The organism is Streptomyces sp. NPDC048516 (assembly GCF_043199875.1).
Taxonomy (GTDB): Bacteria; Actinomycetota; Actinomycetes; order Streptomycetales; family Streptomycetaceae; genus Streptomyces.
This window is the reverse complement of sequence record NZ_JBICWS010000001.1, coordinates 497,521-521,599: the sequence shown is the minus strand read 5'-3', so window position 1 is coordinate 521,599 and position 24,079 is coordinate 497,521. Positions and strand designations below refer to the sequence as shown.

Genomic DNA, 24,079 nt, shown 5'->3' with positions numbered 1-24,079 from the left:
CCGCCACCCTAAAGGGCACCCCCACCCACACCCCCCCCCCCCCCCCCCCCCCCCCCCCCCCCCCCCCCCCCCCCCCGGGGGGGGCCCCCCCCGCCCCGCCCCCACCACACTGTGTCCCGTCCACGGCCCGGCCCACGGGTCTTGCCGCGGTTCTCGACGCCACGGCGGGCGGCAGCCTACGTTGGAGACCATGATCAGCGATCGCACGGGCGGCCTCCGGCGGCCCGGCTATCCGGTGGCGGCGGGCGTGTTCGCGATCGGCATGGCCGGGACGACACTTCCCACCCCGTTGTACGGGCTCTATCGCGAGCGGCTGGGATTCTCCGAGCTGATGGTGACCGTGGTCTTCGCCGTGTACGCCCTCGGTGTGATCACGGTGCTCCTCCTCGCGGGCCATCTCTCCGACGAGGTGGGCCGGCGCCCGGTGTTGTTCTGCGCCCTGGGGCTGTCGGCGGCGAGCGCCCTGTGCTTCATCTTCGAGGGCGGGCTGCCGATGCTGCTGCTGGGGCGGGTGCTGTCCGGGTTTGCCGCGGGGCTGTTCAGCGGCGCGGCCACGGCGTGTGTGCTGGAACTCGCGAAGCCGGGCCAGGAAGCGCGGGCGGGGTTCGCCGCCACGGCCGCGAACATGGGCGGTCTCGGCTGCGGCCCGTTGCTGTCGGGCCTGCTGGCCCAGTACGCACCGTGGCCGTTGACCCTGCCGTTCCTGGCGCACCTGATGCTGGTGGCGGTGGCGGCCGCGGCGACCTGGCTGCTGCCGGAGACCGTCGGGCATCCGCACCGCCCACGGAAACTGCGGCCTAAGGGCCTGCGGCTGCCGCCCGAAGTGCGGGGCGTCTTCACCCCCTCGGCCGTCGCCGCCTTCGCCGGATTCTCCCTCCTGGGGCTCTTCACCGCGGTCGCACCGAGCTTCGTCAGCCAGACCCTGGGCGTCCGCAATCTGGCCGTTGCCGGGCTCATCGTCTTCACGGTGTTCCTGGGGTCGACGGCCGGGCAGTCCCTCACGGAACGGATCGGTGTGCGCAGGGCCCTGCCGGGCGGCTGCCTGGTGCTGGTGGTGGGGCTCGTACTCGTCGCCACCTCGCTGGCCGTGACCTCCCTCCCGCTACTGGTCATCGGTGCGGTGTGCGGCGGTATGGGCCAGGGCCTGGCGTTCCGCGCCGGTCTGACCGCCGTGGGCCGCGCAGCACCGCCCGAGCACCGGGGCGGCACCATCTCGGCCTTCTTCCTCGTTGCCTACCTCGGCATCTCCCTGCCGGTCGTCGGCGTCGGAGCGCTCACGCTGGCGCTCGGCCTGCGCGGCGCGGGCCTGACCTTCTCCGCCTGCGACATCGCGCTCGCCGTCACCGTCGGCCTCTACGTACTGCGCCGGCCGCCGCCAGCCGCCAACTGAACTGCCCGGCAGTCTCAGGCAGTACCGGCAGCTCCGGCAGCCCCTGTCGCGCCCTCACCCGGCCTGAGCCGCACCCGCAGCCGGGCCGGCCCCCGGGTGAACACTCCCTCGTCGGCGGGCGCGATGTCCTCCGCGAAGCCCATGGCGGGGAATGCGTCGAGCAACTGGTTGACGCCGGCCTCGATCTCGGCCCTGGCCAGGAGCGCGCCTACGCAGAAGTGCCGGCCCAGGGCGAAGGCCACATGATCGGCGGCGGCGCTGAAGGCCGTGGCGGTGGTCAGATCGGTGCGGAAGATGTCGAAGGCGTCGGGCCGTGCGTAGTGGCGCTCATCGCGGTTCGCGGAGCCGATGAGACAGGTGACCGTGGCGCCCGCGGGGACCGTGCCACCGCTGAGGGTGACCTCGGCAGCGGGCTGACGCATGATCATCTGGACCGGTGGGGTGTAGCGCAGGGTCTCGGCGAAGGCCGCGGGAATGAGCGACCGGTCTGCGCGTAAGGCGGCGAACTGGTCGGGGTGGGCCAGCAGGTTACGGAACAGGGCGGCGAGGGCCTTGTCCGTGGTTTCGCCGCCGGCGGCCAGCAGCAGGCTGACGAACGAGGTGATGTCCTGATCGTTCATCCGGGTGCCCTCGACCTCCGCGGTGCAGAGGCCGGAGAGCAGGTCGTCCCGGGGTGCGGCACGCCGTTCGGGCAGGATCGGCCGCAGGTAGGCGGCGAGCTCTTCACCGGCGCGCCGGCCGGCGGCGGCTGTCTCGGGGTCCTGGGCCAGGTTGGACAAAAAGCCGACGACGGATGCGTACCAGCCGTGGAAGCGGTCGTGGTCGGCCCGGTCCAGGCCGAGCATGTCGACGATCACGTTGATCGGGAAGCGGGTGGCGAACTGTCCCACCAGATCGGCTTCCGCGTCGTCGCGGAACGCGTCGATCAGCTCCCGCGCGTTGCGCTCGATGACCGGCAGGAACTTCTCCCGCAGCTCCCGGCCGTGGAAGGCGGGGGCCACCAGGGCGCGGCGCACGGCGTGCTCACGGCCGCTCATCTGGGGGAGCGTGCGGCCACCGTGCGCCGGTTCGAGCTGCCATTCGTAGTTGTCGGAGGTGAACACCGGCTCGCGGAAGGCCCGTGCCACGTCCTCGTACCGCGAGAGCAGATAGCTGCCGGTCCCCTTGTCGTGGAACAGCGGGTAGTGCTCACGCAGGATGCGGTACGCGGGATAGGGGTCCGCCGCGAAGTCCGGTGACAGGATGTCGGGCGGCTGCGGGAGAGTGGTCACCACGTGTCCTCGGCTTCCCTGGGTGGAATCGGACCCGCGCGGTGGGGCCCGGCCGCCTTGTGACGCTAGGGCACGGCGCCGGGCCCGTCCAGAGCGCTTCGTTGAGCGAACGGCGGGAGCCCCGGGATGCGCCGCGGGGCCGGCCACCACCCGGATGGGCGGTCGCCTTCACTCTTCTGCCTCCTACGGCACGCTCTTCCGGCCGAGGCCGGAAACGCTGGGATCCGGCAACCTCGATCCAGCAGCCTCCCCGTCGAGGCGGAGAAGTGAGAATCGCATGGCCGCACCACCCGCCCCAAACCCGCTGAGCCGTCAAAGCCGTGGGTATCGCCCCGTCGCTCTCGTCTCCGCTGCCCTCTCCCCTCTCCTCTCCGGTCTCCTCGTCGCGGTGTTCGTCATGGTGTGCGCCGCCTCCGGGCCGGCCTCGGCCTCGGCGGTGGGCCGTGCCGGCAGGCCGCCCGCGAAGCCCGCCGAGGCGGCGACGGGGACCAAGCCGCTGGTGTTCATGGGCTTCGGCACGATGGCCGGGCTGACCCTGCTGGCCGGCGCGGGGCTGGTCGCGAGCGTCCGCAGGCGGCGGGGCAACGGCCCTTCGGCCGACCGCTGCTGAGGGGCCCGGGAGCAGCCGCGTCCCGCCCTCGCGGTCATGTCCGACCTGCTGGCCTGTGGCCGGCTGACACAGACTCCGGGTCGGCGAGCAGCCCGGACATACAGCCGGTGCCGACCGAAGCGGACCTCTGGTCCTCTCGGCCGGCACCGGCTGGACAGCGCTCTGGATTACCGCCGGTTGCCGCCGCCCCAGCCGCCGTTCTCGCAACCCTCGCTGAAGACGGGGCCGACGTGGTCGAGCACGCCCGCGGAGAGCCAGCAGGAGGCGTAGTGACCGTGGTGGTTGTGGTGGTGGCGGTCCTTGCCGTGAGCCAGGGCGGCGCTCGCACCGCCCATGACGATAGTGGTGGCCAGGGCGCTGGCTGCGATCGCGGCGCGGATGCGCATGTGTGCTCCTCAGGAGGATCAAAGGGGTATATCGACCTTTTCAGGAATCACCTTCACAGAACCTCCCAAAACCTGGCTCATCGTTAATTGCGTGAGTCGGAGTAATCGTTTCCCGGTCCGCGCGAAGGACGCACCCGGCCGGGCCGACACCGAACGGGTCTCCCCCCACAGGCCGCGCGCACCCCCAACACGCTTACGGAAAGGGCCCGTTCCCCCGTCAGCGGGGGCCGTTCGACCGTGAAGGCGAACGGCCCCTTGACGCGGTCCGGTCCGCCGGGAATTGCCTTACGGACATCGCCCGTTCGAGGCGATGACGGGCGGCGGAGAAAGTCACATCAATTGTGCGCTTTAAATCCGATTAACCGTCAAAATACTGACGGGATATATGCACTGGAGGCCTGTCAGGTACGCCGTACCGGGCGTATGCCCGGTCGCAGGCCCAGGGCCACCAGCGCTACGGCCACGGCGAGGAAGGCGGACAGCACCGCGAAGCCGGTCACGCTGGATCCGGTGGCGTCGGTCAGCCAGCCGACCAGGTAGGGGCCGGCGAATCCGCCGAGGTTTCCGAGGGCGTTGATCAGCCCCATGGCGACGGCCACCACCTCGAAGCGCAGCAGCTCGCCGGGGATCGCCCAGAACGGTCCGTACGGTGCGTAGACCGCGGCAGCCGTCACACACAGCAGCAGCATCCGGGGCAGGGCGCCGTCCACGGCCTGTCCCAGCAGCAGTGCGGCGATGCCCACCACGAGCGGGACGGCCACCGCCTGTCGTCGTCTGCCCGTGCGGTCGGACCAGGCGGCGTTGGCGATCATCACGGCCAGTGCCACGGTGAACGGGATCGCGGTGAGCAGTCCGACCTCGGTGGACGAGCCGTCGTGTGTCAGCTCTTTGATGACCGACGGCAGCCACAGGTTGAAGCCGTAGAAGCCGGTGATCCAGAAGAAGTAGACGCCGATGAGGACGAGGACCGGCTTCTGCTTGACCGCGTCAAGGTACGAGCCGCCGCCCGCCGGCGGTTTGGCGGCTTCGTCGGCGGCGATCGCACGCTCCACGTGGTCGGCCTCGGCGCGGGAGATCCACCGGGCCTGCGCGGGCCGGTCGGCGACCGCGAACCACCAGACCACCGCCCACACCAGGGGCGGGACACCCTGCAGCACCAGCACCCAGCGCCAGCTGCCCTGGTCGAGCATCCACCCCGACAGCGGCGCCATCAGTATGGAGGAGAGCGGCAGACAGGCCATCCACAGGGCGTTGGCCCGGGCCCGCTCCCGCAGCGGGAACCACGAGGCGAGCAGGATGAGTACGGCGGGCCAGACGCCGCCCTCGAAGAGGCCCAGCACGAAACGGGCCACGTAGAACTGTGACCTGGTCTCTACGAGACCGGACAGCGACGCGGCCACCCCCCACGCCAGCATGAGCAGGAGGACGGTCTTACGGGCGCTCCAGCGCTGGGCGAGAATCGCGGCCGGGATCTGCAGGAAGACATAGCCGAGGAAGAAGACGCCGCCGACCATCCCCTTGTCGGCGTTGGACAGCCGTAGCTCGCCGTGCATGTAGGGGAGGATGACGGAGACGTTGTTCCGGTCGAGGTACGCCAGCATGTACATGATCGCGGCGACCGGGATGACGTAGACCCAGCGCTGGGCGGGCGGCGCGGATGGCTCGGGTGTCGCGGGCGCCGCGGGCGGCGACTGCGGGGCCGGCTGCGGGCCGGTGTCCGTCACTGGGCGACCGCCGTTCCGTAGGCGGCGCGGATCCTGTCGGTGAAGCGGCTGAAGCCGGCGGCGGCACGGAAGGCAGCGGCCATCGTGCCGTGCGAGGCGCGGCCGCTGCCGGCGATGTCGAACGCGGTGCCGTGGTCGACGGAGGTGCGCAGGATCGGCAGGCCCACGGTGACGGACACGGTGCCGTCGAAGTCGACGGTCTTGGCGGGGATATGGCCCTGGTCGTGGAAGTGGGACAGCACTCCGTCGAAGCGGCCTTCGAGGCCCTGGTGGAAGACCGAGTCCGCGGGGATCGGGCCCACGACGCCCAGCCCCTCGGCGGCCGCCGTCTCCACCGCCGGGCGCAGGACGGTGATCTCCTCGTCGCCGAAGTGGCCGCCCTCGCCGCCGTGCGGGTTGATCGCCGCCACGGCGAGCCTCGGGTCGTCATGGCCGAAGACGCGCAGTGCGGTGGCGGCATGACGGATGCTCTCGGCCACCCGCTCCTCGGTGATCTGGTCGAGCGCCTTGCGCAGCGAGACATGGCGGGTGGTGAAGAAGATCTTGAGACCGCGGACCACGAACATGGTGTCGAAGTGGGCGGCGCCGGTGAGTTCGCCGAGCATCTCGGTGTGGCCGAGGTGCTGCGAACCGGCCGCCCAGATCGCCTCCTTGTTGATGGGTGAGGTGACGATGCCGTCGACCTCGCCGGCCAGCGCGGCGCCGGTGGCGGCCTCGATCGCGGCGACGGCGGAACGGCCCGCCACCGCGTCGACCGTGCCCCACGGGAGGTCGGCGGGGGCGATCTGGAGGTCGAGCACATCGATGGTGCCGGGCTCGAAGCGGGCCTCACCGGGTGTGCCGACCGCGTTGACCTCGACGTCCAGTCCGCAGACGGCTACGGCGCGGCGCAGGACGGCGGCGTCACCGACGGCCAGTCCACGGCCGAGGGCGGTGGTCGCCGGGTCGGCGAGGGTGCGGGCGGTGATCTCGGGGCCGATCCCGACGGGATCGCCGAGAGTGACCGCGAGGAGGGGCAGCGGGCCGTCGGCGGCGGTAGGGCCGGTGGCGGCCGTCCGGTCGTCGGTCGCCTGCTGAGGCCGGGTCAGCGGCTGGGTCATGGGAGCGCCTTTCGGGGTGCGGTGTTCAGGCCGTGCTCAGGGTGGGGCCGAGGGTGTGCCGGGTGCAGGCCGCGCGCAGGTGTTCCAGGCAGTCACGGGCGGCGTCGGGGCCGCCGATCAGGCCGCCCTTCGTGGCGAAGAGCAGACCGTCGTGAGGGCCGCCCACCAGATGCCCCGCGATGGCGAGCGGCAGTACCTCGGTCTCGATGGCGAAGCCGTCGGCGCCCAGTGCCGAGGTGACCGCGGCGGCGACATCGCCGCCGGAGGCGTACAGGCCGCCGGGGCACAGCTCGATGACCGCGCGGCGGGCGATCCCGGCGAGTGCGCGCAGGATGCGGGCGGCGGCGCGAGGGGTGGATCCGGCAGGGGAACCGGCAGCGGACCCGGTGGCGGGGGCCGGTGGGCCGGGGGCCACCCGGACGCCGAGCACCGTGGCACCCTCCTCCGCCGCCGCGCGCAACCGGACCAGCACCGCGCCGGGGTCCGGGGCGGCGGGGTCGAGGTCGGCCCAGTGGGCGCCGAGTGCGGTTTCCGTGCGGGTGAGCTGGATGCGGGTGCGGTCGGTGACGCTGCCGACGACCGCCAGGATGGGGGCGGGCGCGCCGCCTGCGGGCCGCAGGCCCAGTTCACCGGCGAGGGCGGCGCCGAACGGGCCGGAGTCCAGCGCGACCCAGCGGGTGTGGTCCTCGACGGCGAGGCGGGCGGCGGCTCTCGCGACCGTGCGCAGATGTGCGTTCTCGGTGGCGTCGCAGACCACGATCTCGGCCGGACTCTCCCGCAGCGCCGCGGCGACCGCGCCGGGGCCCCGCTCCACCACGTCCAGGGCGAGTTCGCCCGTGCTGCGCCTGCTCTGCGCGCCGAGCACGGCCGCGACCCGGGAGTGCCGGACGGGGTCGAACGGGTCGCGGGCCACGGGCGTACGGGTCAGCGGGACGCCGTCGACCAGATGCAGTCCACCGACCGTGGTCCGGCCGGCGTCGGGGAAGGCGGGTACGGCCAGCGTCCGGATCCTGACCGCGGGCTCACGGGCGGCCAGGACGTCCACCAGCGCGTCGAGTTCGCTGCCGGGGTTGCCCCGCAGAGTGGTGTCGACGCGCTTGACGATCAGGGGTGCCGCGCCCGCTGCCCCGGCGGCGGCCCGGACGGCAGCGGCGGCGCGGTCCGGGGGCCGGTGCCGCGATGCGGTGTTGACGACGAGGACGTCCACCCGGTCGGCGTAGCGCTCCACTTGGGCGAGTGCGCCGACGGTGACCGCCCGCAGGCCCAGGCGTGCATAGAGCGCGCCGGTGGCATTGCTGCCGGTGAGGTCGTCCGCGATGACGAGCACCTGGGCCACGAGGTCTCCTCCTGTCGGCTCCGGGGTCGTCTGTGCACCCCGAAGTGACCGGACCACGCATTATTGATTGCGTGGTTCACGCAATTCAGAGTGGCGACTCGCCGGACGGACTGTCAAGAGGTGTGCGGTCGGGCGCTCTCGACGGGCGCTTGACCACCGTCCACGGCGGCGCACACCGACCATCCCCCGTCCGTGAAGGCGGCAAGCTCCCGCGCACCGCCCCCGGAGATCAGGCCCGTACCGGCCGGCATCGCCGCCCAGTAGGGGAATCCCCCGACGCCGCTCCCGTCCCCGCCGAGCTTGGAGTGGTCGGCGAGCACCCAGGCGGCCCTGGCGCACTCGGCCATCGTCTCCTTGAGCGCGGCCTGTTCGGGATCGGGACAGTTGATGCCGCGGCGGGGATCGAGACCGTCGACGCCGAGGAAGGCGATGTCCGGGGTGAGCCGGCGCAGCGCCTGGTCGGTCCGGGTGCCCAGCAGCGACTCGTTGGGGCGCCGCAGCCGTCCGCCGAGCACCACCACCTCCACCTCCGCGTCCGCCAGCTCGACGAGCGTGGAAAGGCCGTTGGTGACGATCGTGAGGTCGCCGCGGTTTCGCAGCTCATGGGCCAGCCGGGCGACGGTGGTGCCCGCGTCGAGGAGGACGACGTCGCCGGCGCGGACCAGCGCGGCGGCGGTGCGGGCGATGGCGTCCTTCTCGCCCCGCTGTTCGCGTTCCTTGTCGTGCCAGGAGCGCTCCACCGCCCGGTGGTCGACCGCGCCGCCGTAGGTACGGGTGATCCGGCCGAGCGCGGCCAGGGTGGCGAGGTCCCGGCGGACGGTGGACAGCGAGACGTCGAACTCGGCGGCGAGATCGTGCACGCTGATGTCGCCGGCGCCGAGGAGTTCCACCATCCGCTCCCGCCGGCGCCGGGTGGCCGAGCGTTCCCCACTGGTCACTTCGCTGCCCGCCTCTGCCTGCCGTCGCCTGCCGGGCGCCCTGCGCGGGACGCCCCTGAAGTTGCGTGTTTCGCGCAATTCGAGGTTAGCAGTCGAGGAGCCGGTCGAGGAGGCCCCGGTGGGAGCCACCCGCCGGGCGGGCCGTGATCAGGCGAGGACCTTCGCTTTGGCCTTCTGGAACTCTTCCTCCGTGATGTCGCCGTGGTTCTTCAGATCGGCGAGCTTCGCCAGGGCGTCCGCATGCCCGCCCGCCGCGTCACCGGTCACGGCGGTGTCCCGGAGGTAGGCCCGCAGTTGCTTTTGCTGTCGTTCGGCCTGCGCGACCTCCCGTTCACTCATGCCGTGGCCACGCGCGATGACATAGATGAAGACGCCCAGGAAAGGCAGCACGATCACCAGGATCAGCCACCCCGTCTTGGCCCAGTTGTTGAGGTCATGGCTGCGGAAGATGTCGCCGATGATCCTGAACAGCAGGATCAGCCACAGGACCCACAGGAAGATCAGGCACATGGTCCAGAAGGCGTTGAGCAGCGGGTAATCCATCACGGCCTCCTCAGGCACTCGCTCGAGCCCCCGGACTCGTCCGCCCCCTCGGCTCAAGCATCCCCGCCGTCGGGCTCCTCCGCGACCAGATCGAGGCCGGTGAGCGCCTGTTCCGTCCAGATCACCTTGCCGCCGGTGGTGTAGCGGGTCCCCCAGCGTTCCGCCAGCTGGGCGACGAGGAAGAGGCCGCGGCCGCCCTCGTCCATCGAGGCGGCCTGCCGCAGATGCGGAGAGGTGCTGCTGCGGTCGGAGACCTCGCAGATCAGGGAGGTGTCACGGATCAGCCGTACGCGGATGGGCCCCGCGGCGTACCGGATGGAGTTGGTGACCAGCTCGCTGAGGATCAGCTCGGCGGTGAACGCCTCCTCCGCCAGGCCCCATTCGATCAGCTTCCGGACCGCGGCGGCCCGTATCTGGGCCACGGCCGAGGGGTCGGGCGGCACGTCCCAGTCGGCGACGTGCTCGGTGTCCAGCACCCGTGTGCGGGCCACCAGCAGCGCGATGTCATCGCTGGGGCGCTCCGGCAGCAGCGCACCGAGAACCGCCTCACAGGTCTCGTCCGGTGTCCGGCCCGGCCGGTCGGACAGCGTACGGCTCAGCAGCGCCATGCCCTCGTCGAGATCCCGGTCCCGGTCCTCGACGAGCCCGTCGGTGAAGAGCACCAGACGGGTCTCCTCGGGCAGTTGCCGCTGCCAGGTCTCGAAGGGCAGGCCGCCCAGGCCGAGGGGCGGGCCGCCGGGCACCTCGGCGACCTCCGTGGCGCCGTCCGGCAGCAGGAACATGGGCTGGACGTGCCCGGCGCGCGCCATGGTGCAGTTCCCGGACGCCGGGTCGTAGATCGCGTAGAGGCAGGTGGCTCCGGTGACCGAGCCCTCGGCCTCCTCGGCGCTCTCGTCTTGGTCGATACGGGTGACGAGTTCGTCGAGGTGCCAGAGGATTTCGTCGGGCGGCAGGTCCAGGTTGGCGAAGTTGTGCACGGCGGTGCGCAGCCGGCCCATCGTGGCGGCGGCGTGCAGTCCGTGCCCGACGACATCGCCGACGACGAGCGCCACCCGGGCGCCGGGCAGCGGGATGATGTCGAACCAGTCGCCCCCGACGCCGCCGAGCCCGCCGAGCCCGGCCTGTGCGGGCAGATAGCGGTAGGCGGCTTGCACGGCGTTCTGCTCGGGCAGTCCGCGCGGCAGCAGACTGCGTTGCAGGGTGACGGCCATGGTGTGCTCGCGGGTGTAACGGCGGGCGTTGTCGATGCTGACCGCGGCGCGGGCGACCAGCTCCTCGGCGAGGGAGAGTTCTTCGTCCTCGAACGGTTCCGGTTTGTGCGAGCGCCAGAAGATCGCCACCCCGAGGATGACGCCGCGGGCCCGCAGCGGGACCGCGATCCTCGAATGGATGCCGTGCGCGACGATCTTCCTGGCCCGGCCGGGACTTTGCAGGTGCCAGCCGGAGAACGCCGCCAGATCCGCTTCGAGGGCCGCCTTTCCACTGGTGAGGCTGGCGCCGAGCGTGGTGGCCGGCTCGAACCGGATCAGCTTGCCGACGGGGTAGAGGCCGCTGTCCGCCGGGGCGCCGCTGGTGGCCGTCCGCCGCATCTCGATGGCCGCGCCGGTGGGGGCCGTGGGCTCCTCGCCGATCAGCACGTCCTCGGCCACGTCGACGGTGACGACATCGGCGAAACGGGTCGCGCCGAACTCCGCAAGCTCCTCGCAGGTGCGCACCACATCGAGCGTGGTGCCGATCTCCGTGCCGGCGTCGTAGAGCAGTTTCAGGCGGCCGCGGGCCACATCGGCCCGGCCGGTGAGCGCCCGGAGCTCCGTGGTGTCCCGCAGCGTCGTCACGCTGCCCGGTGGTCCGCCCGCCTGGTCCGTGGAGCGCTGATTGATCGCCAGCAGCCGCTCGCCGACCGGGTGGACCTCGTCGGTGACGACCCGGCCGGAGGCCAGCAGGCGGGCGGTGACGGGGTCGAGCCCGAGGTCGCCGACCTGGCGTCCTTCGACGTCCGGCGGCAGGTCGAGCAGGCGGCGTGCCTCGTCGTTGGCGAGCAGCAGACAGCCGTTCCCGGCCACGATGATCACGCCCTCGCGTACGGCGTGCAGCACCGCGTCGTGATGCTCGTACATCCGGGTCATCTCGGCGGGGCCCAGGCCATGGGTCTGGCGCCGCAGGCGGCGGCTCACCAGCGCAGTACCGCCGGTGGTGAGGAGGAGGACGCCGGCGGCGGCACCGAACAGCAGGGGGAACTGGTCGTCGACGACCCCGCTCACCCGGTTGACGGTGATCCCGGCGGAGACCAGCCCGACGACCTTTCCCTTGTCCTTGCCGCTGTGGCCGAAGACCGGCACCACGGCCTGGACGAGGGGCCCGATGGTCCCGGTGATCTTCTCGGTGACCACCCCGCCGGACAGCGCCGGCTGCAGTGTCCCGACGAACTTCTTGCCGATCCGGTTGGGGATCGGGTGGGTGTAGCGGATGCCCTGGGTGTTCATCACGACGATGAAGTCGACCTCGGAGCGCTTGCGGGCGGCCTCGGTCCGCGGCTGGAGCACCAGCGTCGGATTGGCGCTTTTCAGTGCTTCCTCGATGCCCGGCGCATTCGCGAAGGCCTCCGCCACGGCGACGGACCTGTTGCGGGCTTCGCGGTCTCCGTCGGCCCTGGACTGCAGCACGAGCGCCGCGATGGCGGCGGCGACGAGCAACACCACGATCGCCACCTGCAGGAGAAAGACCTGACCTGCGACAGTTCGCATCCTGAGAACCGAACGCGGGCGGCCGTAGCGTCCGGCCATGTCCTCTTTCTACACCTCCCGCATACGGTGGGCGAGCCGCGTGATGCGGAGCGCAGCAGCAGTCAGGGCCCGCGCTGCGCCGGGCGGCCTCACGGGCTGTTCGAGGATGGTCCCGTGATCCGGGGCCGGGCGCCAGAGGGCGGGAAGACCCTCGGGTAGGTTTTACTGCTGCGCATATGCGAACCTCTTCGACGAAGGGGACATACGCGGCGGCCTCATCGCGCCACGCCACAGGGAACAAATCGCCCAGAGCGTGCATGCTTCATGTAACTCTTCCCACAGGACCGGCCGCTTGTCCGACCGGCGTCTGCCGGTCGGGTGAGCCGGGCGCGGACACAACGTGCCTGGTCAGCCCCGCTCGCCAGGGAAAGGGAGGCGGCCGGCGGGCGGCAGCGGGGCCCCCGCGACGCCATCCGGCCCGCCGAGGCGGTATGAGACGTTCGTGGGCATGCATGTTCCCGAGGAGATCCGAGCCGAGGCGGCCGCGCTCATCGACCACCACGCGCTCGGACTGTGGAAGCCGAACGACGCCGACCGGCGAGCCGCCGTGGCGTTGTACCGCTTCCTCGAAACCGGTCAGCCGCTCACGGGCGAGCAGATCCGGTCCGCCGTGGCGCACGCGGAAACGGCGGCCGACGCGGACGAGCGGCTGCTGAAGCTGCTGCGGGAGACCGCAGGGCTGCTCGACGAGGGACCGGCGGCCGAGGGACCGGCCGGACGGGACGCCGTCGACCATGTATGCCTTCTGCTGGACGCGCTCGCGCTCTCCCGGCCCACCGCTCAGTAAAAAGCGAAGGCCCGCCCGAGTACGGACCCGGGCGGGCGGTTGTGGGGCTCGGAGCCCCTACGCAGGCAGCGAGGCCGCGGACGGCGCCTTTGCCGGAGCCTGCTCGTCCTCGGGGACCGCGATCACCCAGTGCGTCTCCTGGCGCGGGCGCAGGTAGCACACCCAGTACAGCGCGGCGACGGCCACGATGAGGCCGGTGATGACCAGGCTCGTCGTGCTCTGCTGGCAGAGCACCCAGGCCAGCACCACGATCAGCAGCGCCGGGACCACGGGCCACAGCGGCATCCGCCAGGCCAACCGGTGCTTGTGCTCCCCGCGGCGCGAGACCAGGGCGCCCAGCGCGACGAAGACGTACATCGCGGCCACGGCCACGCCGGTGACCTCGCTCAGGGTGTCGAGGTTGACGAAGCACAGGGCCGCGCCGGGGACGCCCACCGCGAGGGTGGCCGCCCAGGGGGAGCCGAAGCGCCGGCCGACGTGCGAGAAGACGCGGTTGACGGCCGTCGGCCAGGCCGCGTCACGCGCCGAGGAGAACACCACACGGGAGTTCTGGATCACCATCACGATCGCCGCGTTGATGATCGCCAGGGCGATGCAGAGGCTGACGAACGTACCGACGCCCGAGTTGCTCCAGTTCTGCACCATGCCGGCGACGTCACCGGCCCCGAGGGTCTTCAGGTCGGGGGCGCCGAGGGTGATCGCGACCACCGGGACCAGCACCACGGCCACGCCGATGCCGAGGGTCCACAGCACCGTGCGGGAGACGTTGCGACGGGGGTTCTCCATCTCCTCGGCGAGGTACACGGCGGTGGAGAAGCCCTGCAGGATGAAGAGCGCGGTGGCCAGCCCGGCCACGATGAGACCCGCGGTGACGGCGGTGCTGTGACCGTGTCCGGCGTCGATCACGGGGTGCACGAGCACGGACGCGGACCGCTGGGTGTGGGTGAAGCCGAGGAAGGCGACCACCGCGCAGGCGACGACCTCCAGCACCAGGAAGATGCCGGTGATCCAGGCGTTGGCACGCAGATCGAGCAGGCCCATGGCGGTGGCCAGCAGCATCACGGCGGCGGCGGTGTACTGCGGATCCAGATGGATGATCGGTGCCAGATAGTCGGCGGTGCCCAGGGCGATGATGGGCGGCACGATCATGACGACGATCAGCGAGAGCACGAAAACCAGCCACCCGGCGAGGCGGCCCATGAGCGTGCCCACCATCGCGTACTCGCCACCGGAGCTCGGTATCAGCGTGCCGAGCTCGGAGTAGGTGAAGGCCACCCCGATGCACAGCAGTGCCGCGACGGCGATGGTCAGTGCGGTGCCCGTGCCCAGGGTGGCGAACGAGTCCGGCACGATCACGAAGAGCGAGGATGCCGGGGTCAGACAGGACAGCGTGAGCAGGGTGCCGCCGACCACACCGATCGACCTGGTGAGCTGGGGGGCGCCGGAGGCGTCTTTCACCGTCGCACTGCGGGTGTCCCGCTCAGGAGCTGCGGAGGCAACAGGCGTGTAGGGCATATCGGTATCCGTATCCCATCGGTGCTGGCGGCAGGAGGGGTGGCGTCTTGGCGGAAGAACACCGCAAAGCGATCCGAACCCGGACATCCTCAGTTCTCGCTTTGGTGACCGAATAAAACCCCTGCCGACGACTCACGTCAAGGTCTTGTTAAGGCCTTCGGACAACGAAATCCGAAGCTCATCAAGGCCATCGAGGCGCTTATCCACGATGTATCCACGGAAGACAAGCGGATTCCGCGCCGGGAAGGACGGTGCGACATCGCGCGGACCACCGCCGAATCCGTCGTGGTTCCACCGAAACCCGCTGCCGTGCGGTCACTCCCCGAGCGCGTGCACCCGGGCGATGAGCAGCGCGACATCGTCGTGGTCGTGCTCGTCGCGCAGTGCGGCGAGGAGACGGTCGCACAGGCCCTCCAGATCCCGCTCGGACTCCGCCAGCAGTTCCAGGAGGGTGTTCAGCCGCGCGTCTATGGGCTGGTCCCGGGTCTCGATCAGCCCGTCGGTGTAGAGCACCAGCAGGTCGCCGTCGCGGAGCGGAACCGTGGTCTGCTCGAAGGGGACGCCCCCGACGCCGAGCGGCGCACCGGTGGGCAGATCCAGCAGCTCGGGCGGCCGGTCCGGGCGCACCACGATGGGCGGCAGATGCCCGGCCACGGCGATCCGGCACAGGGCACGGTGCGGATCGTAGACGGCGTACAGGCAGGTGGCGAAGGCCGGATCGAGTCCGCCGGCGATGTGATCGAGGTGGCGGAGCACTTCGGCCGGATCGAGGTCGAGATCGGCCAGCGCGCGGGTGGTGGTGCGCAACTGGCCCATGGTGGCGGCGGCGTTGATGCCACTGCCCATGACGTCGCCGACCACCAGCGCGGTCTTGTCGCCGGTCACCGGGATGGCGTCGAACCAGTCGCCGCCGACCTCACTGGCCGCCTGGGCGGGCTGGTAGCGGTAGGCGATCTCCATGGCCGTGGGCTGCGGCGGCCGGTGGTTCATCAGATGGCGCTGGAGGGTGAGCGCGGTGCGGCGTTCGCTCTGGTACGAGCGGGCGTTGTCGATGCAGACCGCGGCCCGGGCGGCCAGCTCGACCGCGAGCACCGCATCGTCCTCGTCGAAGGGCTCCGGGTTACGGACGCGGTACAGCGACAGCGCGCCCAGGACCTCACCACGGGCGATGAGCGGTACCGCGAGGTAGGAGTGCAGCCCTGCCTTGCCCAGGAGGGCGGCGCCCTGCTGGTCCGGGGCGATGTGCGGCAGATCGTCCGGGCCGACGTGGGGAATGCGCACCGGACGGGCCTCGGTCACACAGCGGGTGATCAGCCGGTCGGCCTCATAGGAGGCGATCTGGCCGGTGGGGTCGGCGGCGCGGACCGCCTCGGTGTTGTAGGCCGTGGCCACGGCGAGCGCCCGGAAGCGGGCCGGGCCGCCACGGGAGAGCGAGGTCGGGCGCCGGCCGTCGAGCACGGCGTCGAGGACGTCGACCGCGGCCAGGTCCGCCAGCTCGGGCACGATGACGTCGGCCAGTTCATGGGCGGTCTGGTCGACGTCGAGGGTGGTGCCGACGGTGGCGGAGGCATCGGCGATGACGGCCAGCCGCCTGCGGGCGCTGGCGGCCTCGGTGGCGGCGCGGTGCTGCTCGGTGACGTCCACGACCGATGTGGCCAGCCCCAGCACCCGGCCGTGGGCGTCCTCCAGCCGGTAGTACGACACCGACCAGGCCCGGTCGGCGTGGGGATCGGCGGCGGTGCGGCCGACGGTGAACTGGTCGAGCAGCGGGGTCCCGGTGTCGAGCACCTCGCGCATCTGGGACACGATGGTGCCGGTGTCCAGAAAGGACAGGGCCTCTTGCACCTCGTGACCGATGTGCTGGTCGGCGGGCAGGTCGTTGATGCGTTCCAGCGCCGGATTGACCATGACGAAGCGCAGCGCGGTGTCCAGGACCGCCAGGCCGATCGGTGACTGGGCGACGAGGCGTACCGACAGCGCCAGATCCCGCTCGACCCGCCGCAGCACGGCCTGGTCGGTGGCGATGCCCAGGGCGTAGGACTCACCGCGCTCGTCCAGCAGCCGCATATTGCGGAACTCCACGAGCCGGGTGCTGCCGTCCTTGTGCTGGACCGGGAAGACCCCTGCCCAGCTTTCGCCGCCCGCCATGACCCGGGAGAAGAGACCCAGGACCAGATCGAAGTCCTCCGGTCCGACCAGCAGCTGCGCCGCGGGCCGGCCGAGCGCTTCCTTCGCGCTCCAGCCGAAAAGCTGCTCGGCCTGGGGGCTCCACAGGGTGATCCGCCCGTCCGCATCCAGCATCACGGCGGCCACGCCCAGCACGTCCAGCAAGCCGCCGGGCTGCCCCGGTGTGGCCCCGACCGGGGCAGCACCCTCGGGGAACGCGTCGGTCGCACCCATCCAGGCACTCCTTCCGCCGGTCATCGCGGACCGACAGCCGTGGCGCTCTCCGTACATCGGCCGGTTCTCGCTGTGCTTCCGTTGCTCTCCATCATCTCTCGACACGGGACGGACCCGCAGGGAGAGCGAGATCCGCAGGGCATCGGCGACCCGTGCGCGAGCGAGCATTATCCGTCGCAGTTCCCAGGTGGGCGACCGTGTTGACGATATTCAGTGCGATGATTCCGGACGCGCTTGCGAAGCGGGCCCGTGGAGCGGTGGCCGGGCAGCGCACGGCGGGCGCCCCCGTGCGCCCGCCAAGGGATTCCCCTCGCGTCCCCGGCCGGCGTGCAGACCGATACGGAGACCGACTTGGAGATGTCGATCTGCAGCGACTATCCTGATTTTGTTGCCTGTAGCAACCAAATCCATGTACATCACATCCGGCGTTGCCGACTACGCCCGCCGGCGTCAGGAGGAAGCCTCACATCATGCCCATCGCCGCCCGGACATTCCGTACCTATGTAGAGGAGAACCTCGATGTACTTAGCGCCGACCCGGGGCGCGAAGTCCTGGTACACCAAGGCCGCCGCGTCACGGCGGGCGAGTTCCGCTCACTGGTCCACCGCATGGCACGGGCACTGTGCGCCCGGGGCGTCGGCCGCGATGCGACCGTCACGCTCCTGAGCGGCAATCTCCCGGAGATCATCGCAGCCCGTTACGCCGCCAACCTGGTCGGCGCCCGGGTCAACTACCTCTACAACAAGCTGTCCGCCGAGTCCCAGGCCGCCATCGTCCGCGATGTCGAGACCCGCGCCCTGATCGTCGATCCGCGCTATGCCGAACGGGCCGCCGAGGTCACCGAGTTGGCGCCGGTGCCGGAGGTTCTCGTCCTCGGCCCCGCCAAGGTGGGCACGGATCTGCTGGAGCTGGTGGCCGGTCAGTCCGACGAGCCGTTCGCGGGCCGGGCCCGGCCCGGCGACGTCTGCACCATCCGCCACACCGGCGGCACCACCGGCCACCCGAAGGGCATCTGCACCACCTTCGAGCAGGCACGCTGGTTCCACGGGATACTCCAGCAGCCGGAGGTCGAACGCCGCCAGCTGGTGTGCACCACCCTCGCGCACGCGGCGGGCCTGATGGCCGACAGCACTCTGCACGCAGGCGGCACGGTCGTGCTGCTCGACGACTTCGACCCGAGCGCCGCGCTCGCCGCCATCGAACGCGAGCGCATCACCGATGTCTTCCTGCTGCCGCCGCTGCTCTACCAGTTGATGGACCACCCGGACGCCCCGCGCACCGACACCTCCAGCCTGCGGATGCTGACCTACGGCGGCTGCCAGGCCTCCCCGGCCCGGATAGCCGACGCGGTGAGGACGTTCGGCCCGGTGCTGATGCAGGCCTACGGGCAGAACGAGGCCGGCGGCATCAGCGTGCTCACCCAGGAGGACCACGACCCGCAGCGCCCCGAGCGGCTGCGGTCGGCGGGGAAGGTGCTGCCCGACGTCGAGGTGGTGGTCCGCGACGAATCGGGCCGCGATCTGCCGGCCGGTGAACACGGCGAGATCTGCGTCCGCTCCGACATGATCATGAAGGGGTACTGGAAGCAGCCCGAGCTGACCGCCGAAGTCCTGCGGGACGGGTGGCTGCACACCGGGGACATCGGATTCCTCGACGACGAGGGGTACTTGACGATCGTCGACCGGATCAAGGACATGATCGTCGTCGTTGGCGGCCATGTGTACACGACGGAGCTGGAGGACCTGCTGAACTCGCACCCGCAGGTACTGCAGAGCGCCGTGTTCGGGGTCCGTGACGCCGACCGCATGGAGCGGGTGCACGCGGCGGTGGTGCGGGCGCCCGGCAGCAGCGTCGACGGGCAGCAGTTGCGCGAGATGGTCTGCGCGGAGCGCGGTGCGATGTACGAGCCGGCCCGGATCACCTTTGTCGAGGCGCTGCCGCTGACCGATGCCGGAAAGCCCGACAAGAAGGAGCTGCGCCGGCAGGCCGAGCAGGAGGCCGGTGCCCTGGGCTGACAGCGACGAGCCGCCGCAGCCGGGGGCTGCGGCGGCCTGTTGGTACAACTGCCGTCAGAGGATGCCCAGCAGACCGAAGGGGAAGCCCCCGAAGCCGTAGCCGTAGTTGCCGAAGCCGCAGCCGCCGAAGCCGCCGAAGCCGCCGTAGCCGCCGAGGCCGCCGAAGCCACCGAGGCCGCCGAAGCCACCGAAGCCGAAACGGTCGAAGCCGCCGTGGTGGTTGCAGTGGTGCCTGTGGTGGTGACGACCGTGGTGGTGACGACCGTGGTGGTCGCCCTTGGAAGATGCGGTCGGCGCCTGCGGGGTGGCTGAAGCCATGCCGGCGAGCGGGACGACGGTAGCGGCGGCAAGGGCCGCGGTGGCCACGGAGCGGCCTATGAACTTGCGCATTGCGTTTCTCCTGTTTGGCAGGAAATCTGACATTTGATGAGTACCGCGCCCCACCGCAAACCCAGCAGACACGGCGGACAGCCACTCCAACGGCCCCAAGAATTGCTCCGATAGCGGTAATGGATCGGCAAAGCGGCCTGGTGAATGCCCTGAGTGGGAGTCATGGGCCGGGTGCTCGAAGTGCGCCGCGATGACGGTACGTTCGCCCTCGCGGCGCACTTCGCCCGGTGCGGTGCCCGGGCATCACCGCCGTGGCCGCGGTCTCCGTCTGCGCGGGCCGGGGCGGCCGGCGCCGGCACCGGGCACCGGGTGGGACGGCGCGGGACCGGCCAACGTCCCGGGACCGACGAACGGCCCGGAGCACCGGAACGCCCGGCCTCCACGGGAGGAGGCCGGTCAGCAGGCCCGGCCGCGCGGCGCGCACTCTTCCGTCAGCTCTCGCGGCCGGACGGGGCGCGCAGGTGGGCACGGGCTTCAGCTCTCGCGACGCACGGCTTCGGCGCGACGCACGGCTTCAGTTCTTGCGGGCGCGGCTCGGCTGGACCCTGGACGGCTCGCCCGGCATCTTCGGATGGTCGGGCGGATAGGGCATATCGCCCAGTCCTTCGTCCGCCGCCTGACGGTCCGCGAGCTCCAGGACGGATTCCAGGCCGAAGGCGTGGTCCGCCATGTCCGCGTGCACATCGCCGAGTGCGGCGAACCGCGGGGGGACCGTCCGCAGATCGAAGTCCTCGGGCGCGGCATCGGACAGCTCGTCCCAGTGCAACGGGGTGGAGACGGTCGCCCGGGGCCGGGCGCGCAGAGAATAGGCGGAGGCAATGGTCCGGTCCCGGGCCATCTGGTTGTAGTCGACGAAGACCTTCGCGCCGCGCTCCTCCTTCCACCATGCCGAGGTCACCAGGTCCGGCATCCGGCGCTCCAGCGCCCGGGCCAGGGTGATCGCGGCCCGTCTGACCTCGGTGAAGGTCCAGTGGGGGCGGATCGGCACATAGACGTGCACGCCGCGGCCGCCGGACGTCTTGGGCCAGCCGCGCAGCCCGTGTTCCGTCAGCAGCTCACGCAGGAGGTGGGCCACCCGTACGGCGTCCGCGAAGTCGGTGCCGGGCTGCGGGTCGAGGTCGATGCGCAGTTCGTCGGGGTGCTCGGTGTCACCGCGCCGGACGGGCCATGGATGGAACGTCAGACACCCCAGATTGGCCGCCCAGAGGACCGCCGCGGGTTCGGTGGGGCACATCTCGTCGGCGAAGCGGCCGCTGGGGAAGGCGATACGGGCGGTGGGCAGCCAGTCCGGCATCCCCTTGGGCGCCCGCTTCTGGTAGAAGAACTCGCCCTCGACGCCGTCGGGGAAGCGCTGCATGGTGGTGGGCCGGTCGCGCAGCCCGCGCAGCACCCCGTCGGCGACGGCGAGGTAGTACTGCGCCACGTCCAGCTTGGTGAATCCGCGCTCCGGGTAATACGTCTTGTCGGGGTGGGTCACGCGCACGGTGCGCCCCGCGACGTCCAGTTCGACAGCTCCGGCTCCGGCCATGACTCCACGCTAGATTCCGGTCACCGCCGCCGCGCGCCGGGCGAGGCGGCGGCCGGCGTCCAGCGGAGCGGCCGTCCCGGCGCGCGGGATGCCGCGCCGGCCCTCAGGATCAAGACCATGGACCTGCCCGTCATGCCCCCGGTCTCCCCCATGCTCGCGAAGCCGGTGACCGGCATCCCCGCCGGCATGCTGTACGAGGCCAAGTGGGACGGCTTCCGCGTCATCGTCTTCCGGGACGGCGAGGAGGTCGAGATCGCCAGCCGTACGACGAAATCGCTCACCCGCTACTTCCCCGAAGTGGTCACCGCGGCACGGGCCGAGCTGCCGCCGCGCTGCGTCGTCGACGGCGAGATCGTCATCGCGCATGACGGCCGACTGCACTTCGAGGAGCTGCTGGAGCGCATCCACCCGGCGGACTCCCGGGTCCGCACCCTCGCCGGGCGGACGCCCGCCTCGCTGGTCGCCTTCGACCTGCTGGCGCTCGGCTCCGACGCGCTGCTGCACGAGCCGCAGTCGGCACGCAGGGAAGCCCTGGTCGAGGCGCTGCGCCCGGCCGGGGCGCCGGTGTACACGGCGCCCGCGACGAGGGACCAGGAGCTGGCGCGCCGGTGGTTCACCCAGTTCGAGGGGGCGGGGCTGGACGGGGTGATCGCCAAGCCGCTCGATCTGCCGTACCGGCCAGGCGACCGTGCCATGTTCAAGATCAAGCATGCCCGGACCGCCGACTGTGTGGTCGCGGGCTACCGGCTGCACAAGAGCGGGCCGGTGGTCGGTTCCCTGCTTCTGGGCCTGTACGACGGCGACGGGCAGCTGCAGCACGTCGGGGTGTGCGCCTCGTTCCCCATGGCCAGGCGGCGTGCGCTGGTCGAGGAGCTGGCGCCGCTGCGGATGGACGAGGTCTCGGGCCATCCGTGGGGCGCGTGGACCGACGAGGCGGCGCATGCCTCCCGGCGGATGCCCGGCGGGCCCAGCCGCTGGAGCGGCGGCAAGGACCTGTCGTGGGTACCGCTGCGCCCGGAGCGGGTGTGCGAGGTCGCCTACGACCACATGGAGGGCAGCAGGTTCCGTCATACCGCCCAGTTCCGTCACTGGCGCCTTGACCGTACGCCGCAAAGCTGCACCTACGCCCAGCTGGAGGAGCCGGTGGGGTACGACCTGGGAAGGCTGCTGCCGGGCTGACCGCGCGGTTGCCGGCGGGCCGGCCGGGCGGTTGCTGCCGGGCCGGCCGGGCGGCGCGGCTCGCCGGAGGCCACCGGAGGCCACCGGACGCCAGGTCAGGTGGGGTCACCGTCCGGCGGCCAGCGGCGCCGGCTCTCCCCCGGCGCCAGCCGGTCCACCACGTCGGCCAGTTCGCTGCAGGCCTGCTCGATCTTGCGGCGGATGGTGTTCTGCTCGGTGACGATCGCCGACAGCAGCAGCGCGGTGAGCGCCGCGGACGCGTTGAGGGCCTGCAGATTGACCATCGCCTCCAGCAGACTCTGGCCCTCGAACGGTCCGGTCCGGGCCGTTGCCGCCCTGATGACCAGGACGGACACCAGCAGCACGCAGGGCGCGGCACCCGCCAGCTGGAAGCGCAACGCGGCCCAGACGATCACCAGGAAGACCAGGAAGAGCAGCGACAGCTCGCTGCGGATCGCGATGACCGCGACCGCGACCGTGGCGACCAGCAGGGCCGCCGCCTCCGCCCACCGATAGCCCGGGACGCCGCGGGGCCACCGGATCGTGCGGCAGACGAGGAGGAGCGGGGTGATGACGAGGATGCCCATCGCATCGCCCACCCACCAGGCCACCCAGGTCCGCCAGAAGCCGCCGCCCGGCAGGGCACCTTTGAGGTAGAGCGTCCCGGTGCCCAGCGTCGCGCTGATCAGCATCCCGGCGAAGGCGCCGAGGGCGACCAGCGCCACCCCGTCGCGCAGCCGGTCGAGTGCGGTGCGAAATCCCACCCGGCGGAGCATCCAGAAGGCGCACACCGGGGCAAGGGTGTTGCCCGCCATGATCCCGAGGACCGAGACGTCGAGCGGGTTGATCGTGGCGACGACCGCGAGGGTGCCGAGGGCGATGCCCGGCCAGGTCCGCAGGCCCAGGAGGAGCAGACAGCTCAGGGAGACACCCGTCGGCGGCCACAGCGGCGTGACCACGGCACCCGAGATGACCACCTGCTCCAGCAGGCCGATCCGGGCGGACGCGTAGTAGACGCCGGCGAGGCCGAGGATCGTCAGGGCGAGGGGTGCAAGACGGCGGAGTTCCTCGGTGCGCACCACATCAGCCATCAGACAACGCCGGGGGCCGGGCGCCGGCTGCGACACGCACGCCCGGACCGCGCTTCACCCGGCTTCGGGCGGGGCCGGGTCGAAGCGCAGTACGAGCACCGCCGAGTCATCGGTGTGCCCGGTGAACTCGGCCACGCTGATCGCCGCATCGGCCACCGTGGCCGGATCACCGTCGGCGTTGGCGCTGACCAGTCGGGTCACCTGTGTCAGCCCGGCCTCTATCGGGAAGGACGGTCCCTCGACCACGCCGTCGGTGAGCAGCACGAACACCCCCGCGGTGGCGAACCGGTGGCAGGTCACCGGGTACCGCTCACCCGGCATGATGCCCAGCGGCAGGCCCCCGGGGTCTTCGGCGAGGCCGGAGCGGCCGTCGGTGGTGGCCCAGACAGCCGGAACATGACCGGCCCGGGCGCTGCACAGCTCCCGGGCGACCGGGTCGAAGCGGACGAAGGTGCAGGTCGCGAAGAGGCCGCAGTCGACCGAGACCAGCAGGTCGTTGGCCCGGCTCAGCACCTCGCCCGGGTCGGCGGCGTGACCGGCGACGGCCCGCAGCCCGAAGCGGATCTGCCCCATGAAGGCGGCCGCCTCGACGTCGTGGCCCTGTACATCACCGATGCAGAAGGCGAGCGCCCCGTCGGACAGGCGGAAGCCGTCGTACCAGTCACCCCCGATGTCCAGTCCGTGCCGGGCGGGCACGTAGGTGGCGGCGGCGCGCAGCCCCGGTACGCCCGGCAGCGCGGCCGGCAGCATCTCGTGCTGCAGCGCCTCGGCCAGCTCCACGCGCGCCCGCTGCTTCTCGGCGCCCTCCCGCGCCTGGGCGGTCAGCCGTCCGAGCGTGGTCAGCAGGTCGTCGGCGCTCGCCGACCGCGGGGGACGACGCCGCAGCATGGGCCGCTCCCAGGTGCATCGGTGTGCCCGCCAGGGAGCGCGCTCCGTACGGCAGTCCGCGGTGGCCGCCTGACCTGGCCTGACGGGGCTCCGGTGGAGCCCGCCTCTCCCGGTTCATCTTATTTCTGCGGGGGGACTTCCGCTTGACGGCTGCGGGGCGGGGCGGCGGGCCCGGGCGGGCGGCCGGCCCGGACGACCGGGACTG

The 24,079-nt window shown here is 71.6% G+C and carries 19 protein-coding genes; 5 read left to right on the top strand and 14 right to left on the bottom strand.

Annotation, left to right across the window (positions count from 1 at the left end; translation table 11 throughout):
• Positions 1-190 precede the first annotated feature (190 nt).
• Positions 191-1,390 carry an MFS transporter gene (locus ACGFR7_RS02385; protein ID WP_393312048.1) on the top strand — a complete coding sequence of 400 codons (1,200 nt, stop codon included), beginning with the start codon at positions 191-193 and terminating at the stop codon, positions 1,388-1,390.
• 14 nt (positions 1,391-1,404) lie between these two features.
• Here ACGFR7_RS02385 and ACGFR7_RS02380 read toward each other — a convergent pair whose 3' ends face one another.
• The gene (locus ACGFR7_RS02380) at positions 1,405-2,661 is read right to left on the bottom strand and encodes a cytochrome P450 (RefSeq protein WP_393312046.1); all 1,257 of its coding nucleotides are present in this window, start codon (positions 2,659-2,661) and stop codon (positions 1,405-1,407) included.
• 277 nt (positions 2,662-2,938) lie between these two features.
• Here ACGFR7_RS02380 and ACGFR7_RS02375 point away from each other — a divergent pair, with 277 nt between their 5' ends.
• The gene (locus ACGFR7_RS02375; RefSeq protein WP_393312044.1) at positions 2,939-3,271 is read left to right on the top strand and encodes a hypothetical protein; all 333 of its coding nucleotides are present in this window, start codon (positions 2,939-2,941) and stop codon (positions 3,269-3,271) included.
• A gap of 167 nt (positions 3,272-3,438) precedes the next feature.
• Here ACGFR7_RS02375 and ACGFR7_RS02370 read toward each other — a convergent pair whose 3' ends face one another.
• The 7 genes from ACGFR7_RS02370 to ACGFR7_RS02340 form a co-directional block, all read right to left on the bottom strand.
• On the bottom strand, positions 3,439-3,657 hold the full coding sequence (locus ACGFR7_RS02370) for a hypothetical protein (protein WP_392374603.1): 219 nt from the start codon (positions 3,655-3,657) through the stop codon (positions 3,439-3,441).
• Positions 3,658-4,058: 401 nt separating this feature from the next.
• Positions 4,059-5,381, bottom strand: a complete 1,323-nt coding sequence (locus ACGFR7_RS02365) for an MFS transporter (protein ID WP_393312041.1) — start codon at positions 5,379-5,381, stop codon at positions 4,059-4,061.
• On the bottom strand, positions 5,378-6,469 hold the full coding sequence (gene pdxA / locus ACGFR7_RS02360) for a 4-hydroxythreonine-4-phosphate dehydrogenase PdxA (protein ID WP_393312640.1): 1,092 nt from the start codon (positions 6,467-6,469) through the stop codon (positions 5,378-5,380). The genes ACGFR7_RS02365 and pdxA overlap by 4 nt, the downstream gene beginning before the upstream one ends.
• Positions 6,470-6,506: 37 nt before the next feature.
• A complete protein-coding gene (locus ACGFR7_RS02355) occupies positions 6,507-7,817 on the bottom strand; it encodes a four-carbon acid sugar kinase family protein (RefSeq protein ID WP_393312039.1) in 1,311 nt (436 codons plus the stop codon).
• A gap of 113 nt (positions 7,818-7,930) precedes the next feature.
• Positions 7,931-8,755: a DeoR/GlpR family DNA-binding transcription regulator gene (locus ACGFR7_RS02350; RefSeq protein ID WP_393312037.1), complete on the bottom strand. Its 825-nt coding sequence runs from the start codon at positions 8,753-8,755 to the stop codon at positions 7,931-7,933.
• Positions 8,756-8,902: 147 nt separating this feature from the next.
• Positions 8,903-9,298 carry an SHOCT domain-containing protein gene (locus tag ACGFR7_RS02345; protein WP_393312035.1) on the bottom strand — a complete coding sequence of 132 codons (396 nt, stop codon included), beginning with the start codon at positions 9,296-9,298 and terminating at the stop codon, positions 8,903-8,905.
• 53 nt (positions 9,299-9,351) lie between these two features.
• Positions 9,352-12,081, bottom strand: coding sequence for a SpoIIE family protein phosphatase (locus ACGFR7_RS02340; protein ID WP_393312033.1), 2,730 nt, complete (start codon positions 12,079-12,081; stop codon positions 9,352-9,354).
• Between the two features lie 448 nt (positions 12,082-12,529).
• Here ACGFR7_RS02340 and ACGFR7_RS02335 point away from each other — a divergent pair, with 448 nt between their 5' ends.
• Positions 12,530-12,868 carry a hypothetical protein gene (locus ACGFR7_RS02335; RefSeq protein ID WP_393312031.1) on the top strand — a complete coding sequence of 113 codons (339 nt, stop codon included), beginning with the start codon at positions 12,530-12,532 and terminating at the stop codon, positions 12,866-12,868.
• A gap of 57 nt (positions 12,869-12,925) precedes the next feature.
• On the opposite strand, the gene ACGFR7_RS02330 is transcribed toward ACGFR7_RS02335, so the two are convergent.
• Complete coding sequence (locus ACGFR7_RS02330) at positions 12,926-14,383, bottom strand: APC family permease (protein WP_393312029.1); 1,458 nt, start codon at positions 14,381-14,383, stop codon at positions 12,926-12,928.
• Between the two features lie 315 nt (positions 14,384-14,698).
• Positions 14,699-16,783 (bottom strand): SpoIIE family protein phosphatase, encoded by a 2,085-nt coding sequence (locus tag ACGFR7_RS02325; RefSeq protein WP_393312027.1) that lies wholly within the window; start codon positions 16,781-16,783, stop codon positions 14,699-14,701.
• A gap of 470 nt (positions 16,784-17,253) precedes the next feature.
• Between ACGFR7_RS02325 and ACGFR7_RS02320 the strand changes: the two genes are divergently transcribed.
• A complete protein-coding gene (locus ACGFR7_RS02320; protein ID WP_393312025.1) occupies positions 17,254-18,798 on the top strand; it encodes an AMP-binding protein in 1,545 nt (514 codons plus the stop codon).
• Between the two features lie 54 nt (positions 18,799-18,852).
• Here ACGFR7_RS02320 and ACGFR7_RS02315 read toward each other — a convergent pair whose 3' ends face one another.
• Together ACGFR7_RS02315 and ligD are read right to left on the bottom strand one after the other, a co-directional pair.
• Positions 18,853-19,188, bottom strand: coding sequence for a hypothetical protein (locus ACGFR7_RS02315; RefSeq protein ID WP_393312023.1), 336 nt, complete (start codon positions 19,186-19,188; stop codon positions 18,853-18,855).
• Positions 19,189-19,702: 514 nt separating this feature from the next.
• Positions 19,703-20,716 carry a non-homologous end-joining DNA ligase gene (gene ligD / locus ACGFR7_RS02310; RefSeq protein ID WP_393312021.1) on the bottom strand — a complete coding sequence of 338 codons (1,014 nt, stop codon included), beginning with the start codon at positions 20,714-20,716 and terminating at the stop codon, positions 19,703-19,705.
• A 117-nt stretch (positions 20,717-20,833) separates the two neighbouring features.
• On the opposite strand from ligD, the gene ACGFR7_RS02305 reads away from it, so the two are divergent.
• Positions 20,834-21,895, top strand: a complete 1,062-nt coding sequence (locus tag ACGFR7_RS02305; RefSeq protein WP_393312019.1) for an ATP-dependent DNA ligase — start codon at positions 20,834-20,836, stop codon at positions 21,893-21,895.
• 95 nt (positions 21,896-21,990) lie between these two features.
• On the opposite strand, the gene ACGFR7_RS02300 is transcribed toward ACGFR7_RS02305, so the two are convergent.
• The gene (locus ACGFR7_RS02300) at positions 21,991-22,977 is read right to left on the bottom strand and encodes an MASE1 domain-containing protein (protein ID WP_393312638.1); all 987 of its coding nucleotides are present in this window, start codon (positions 22,975-22,977) and stop codon (positions 21,991-21,993) included.
• Positions 22,978-23,040: 63 nt separating this feature from the next.
• Positions 23,041-23,874: a PP2C family protein-serine/threonine phosphatase gene (locus ACGFR7_RS02295; RefSeq protein ID WP_393312017.1), complete on the bottom strand. Its 834-nt coding sequence runs from the start codon at positions 23,872-23,874 to the stop codon at positions 23,041-23,043.
• Between the last annotated feature and the right edge of the window lie 205 nt (positions 23,875-24,079).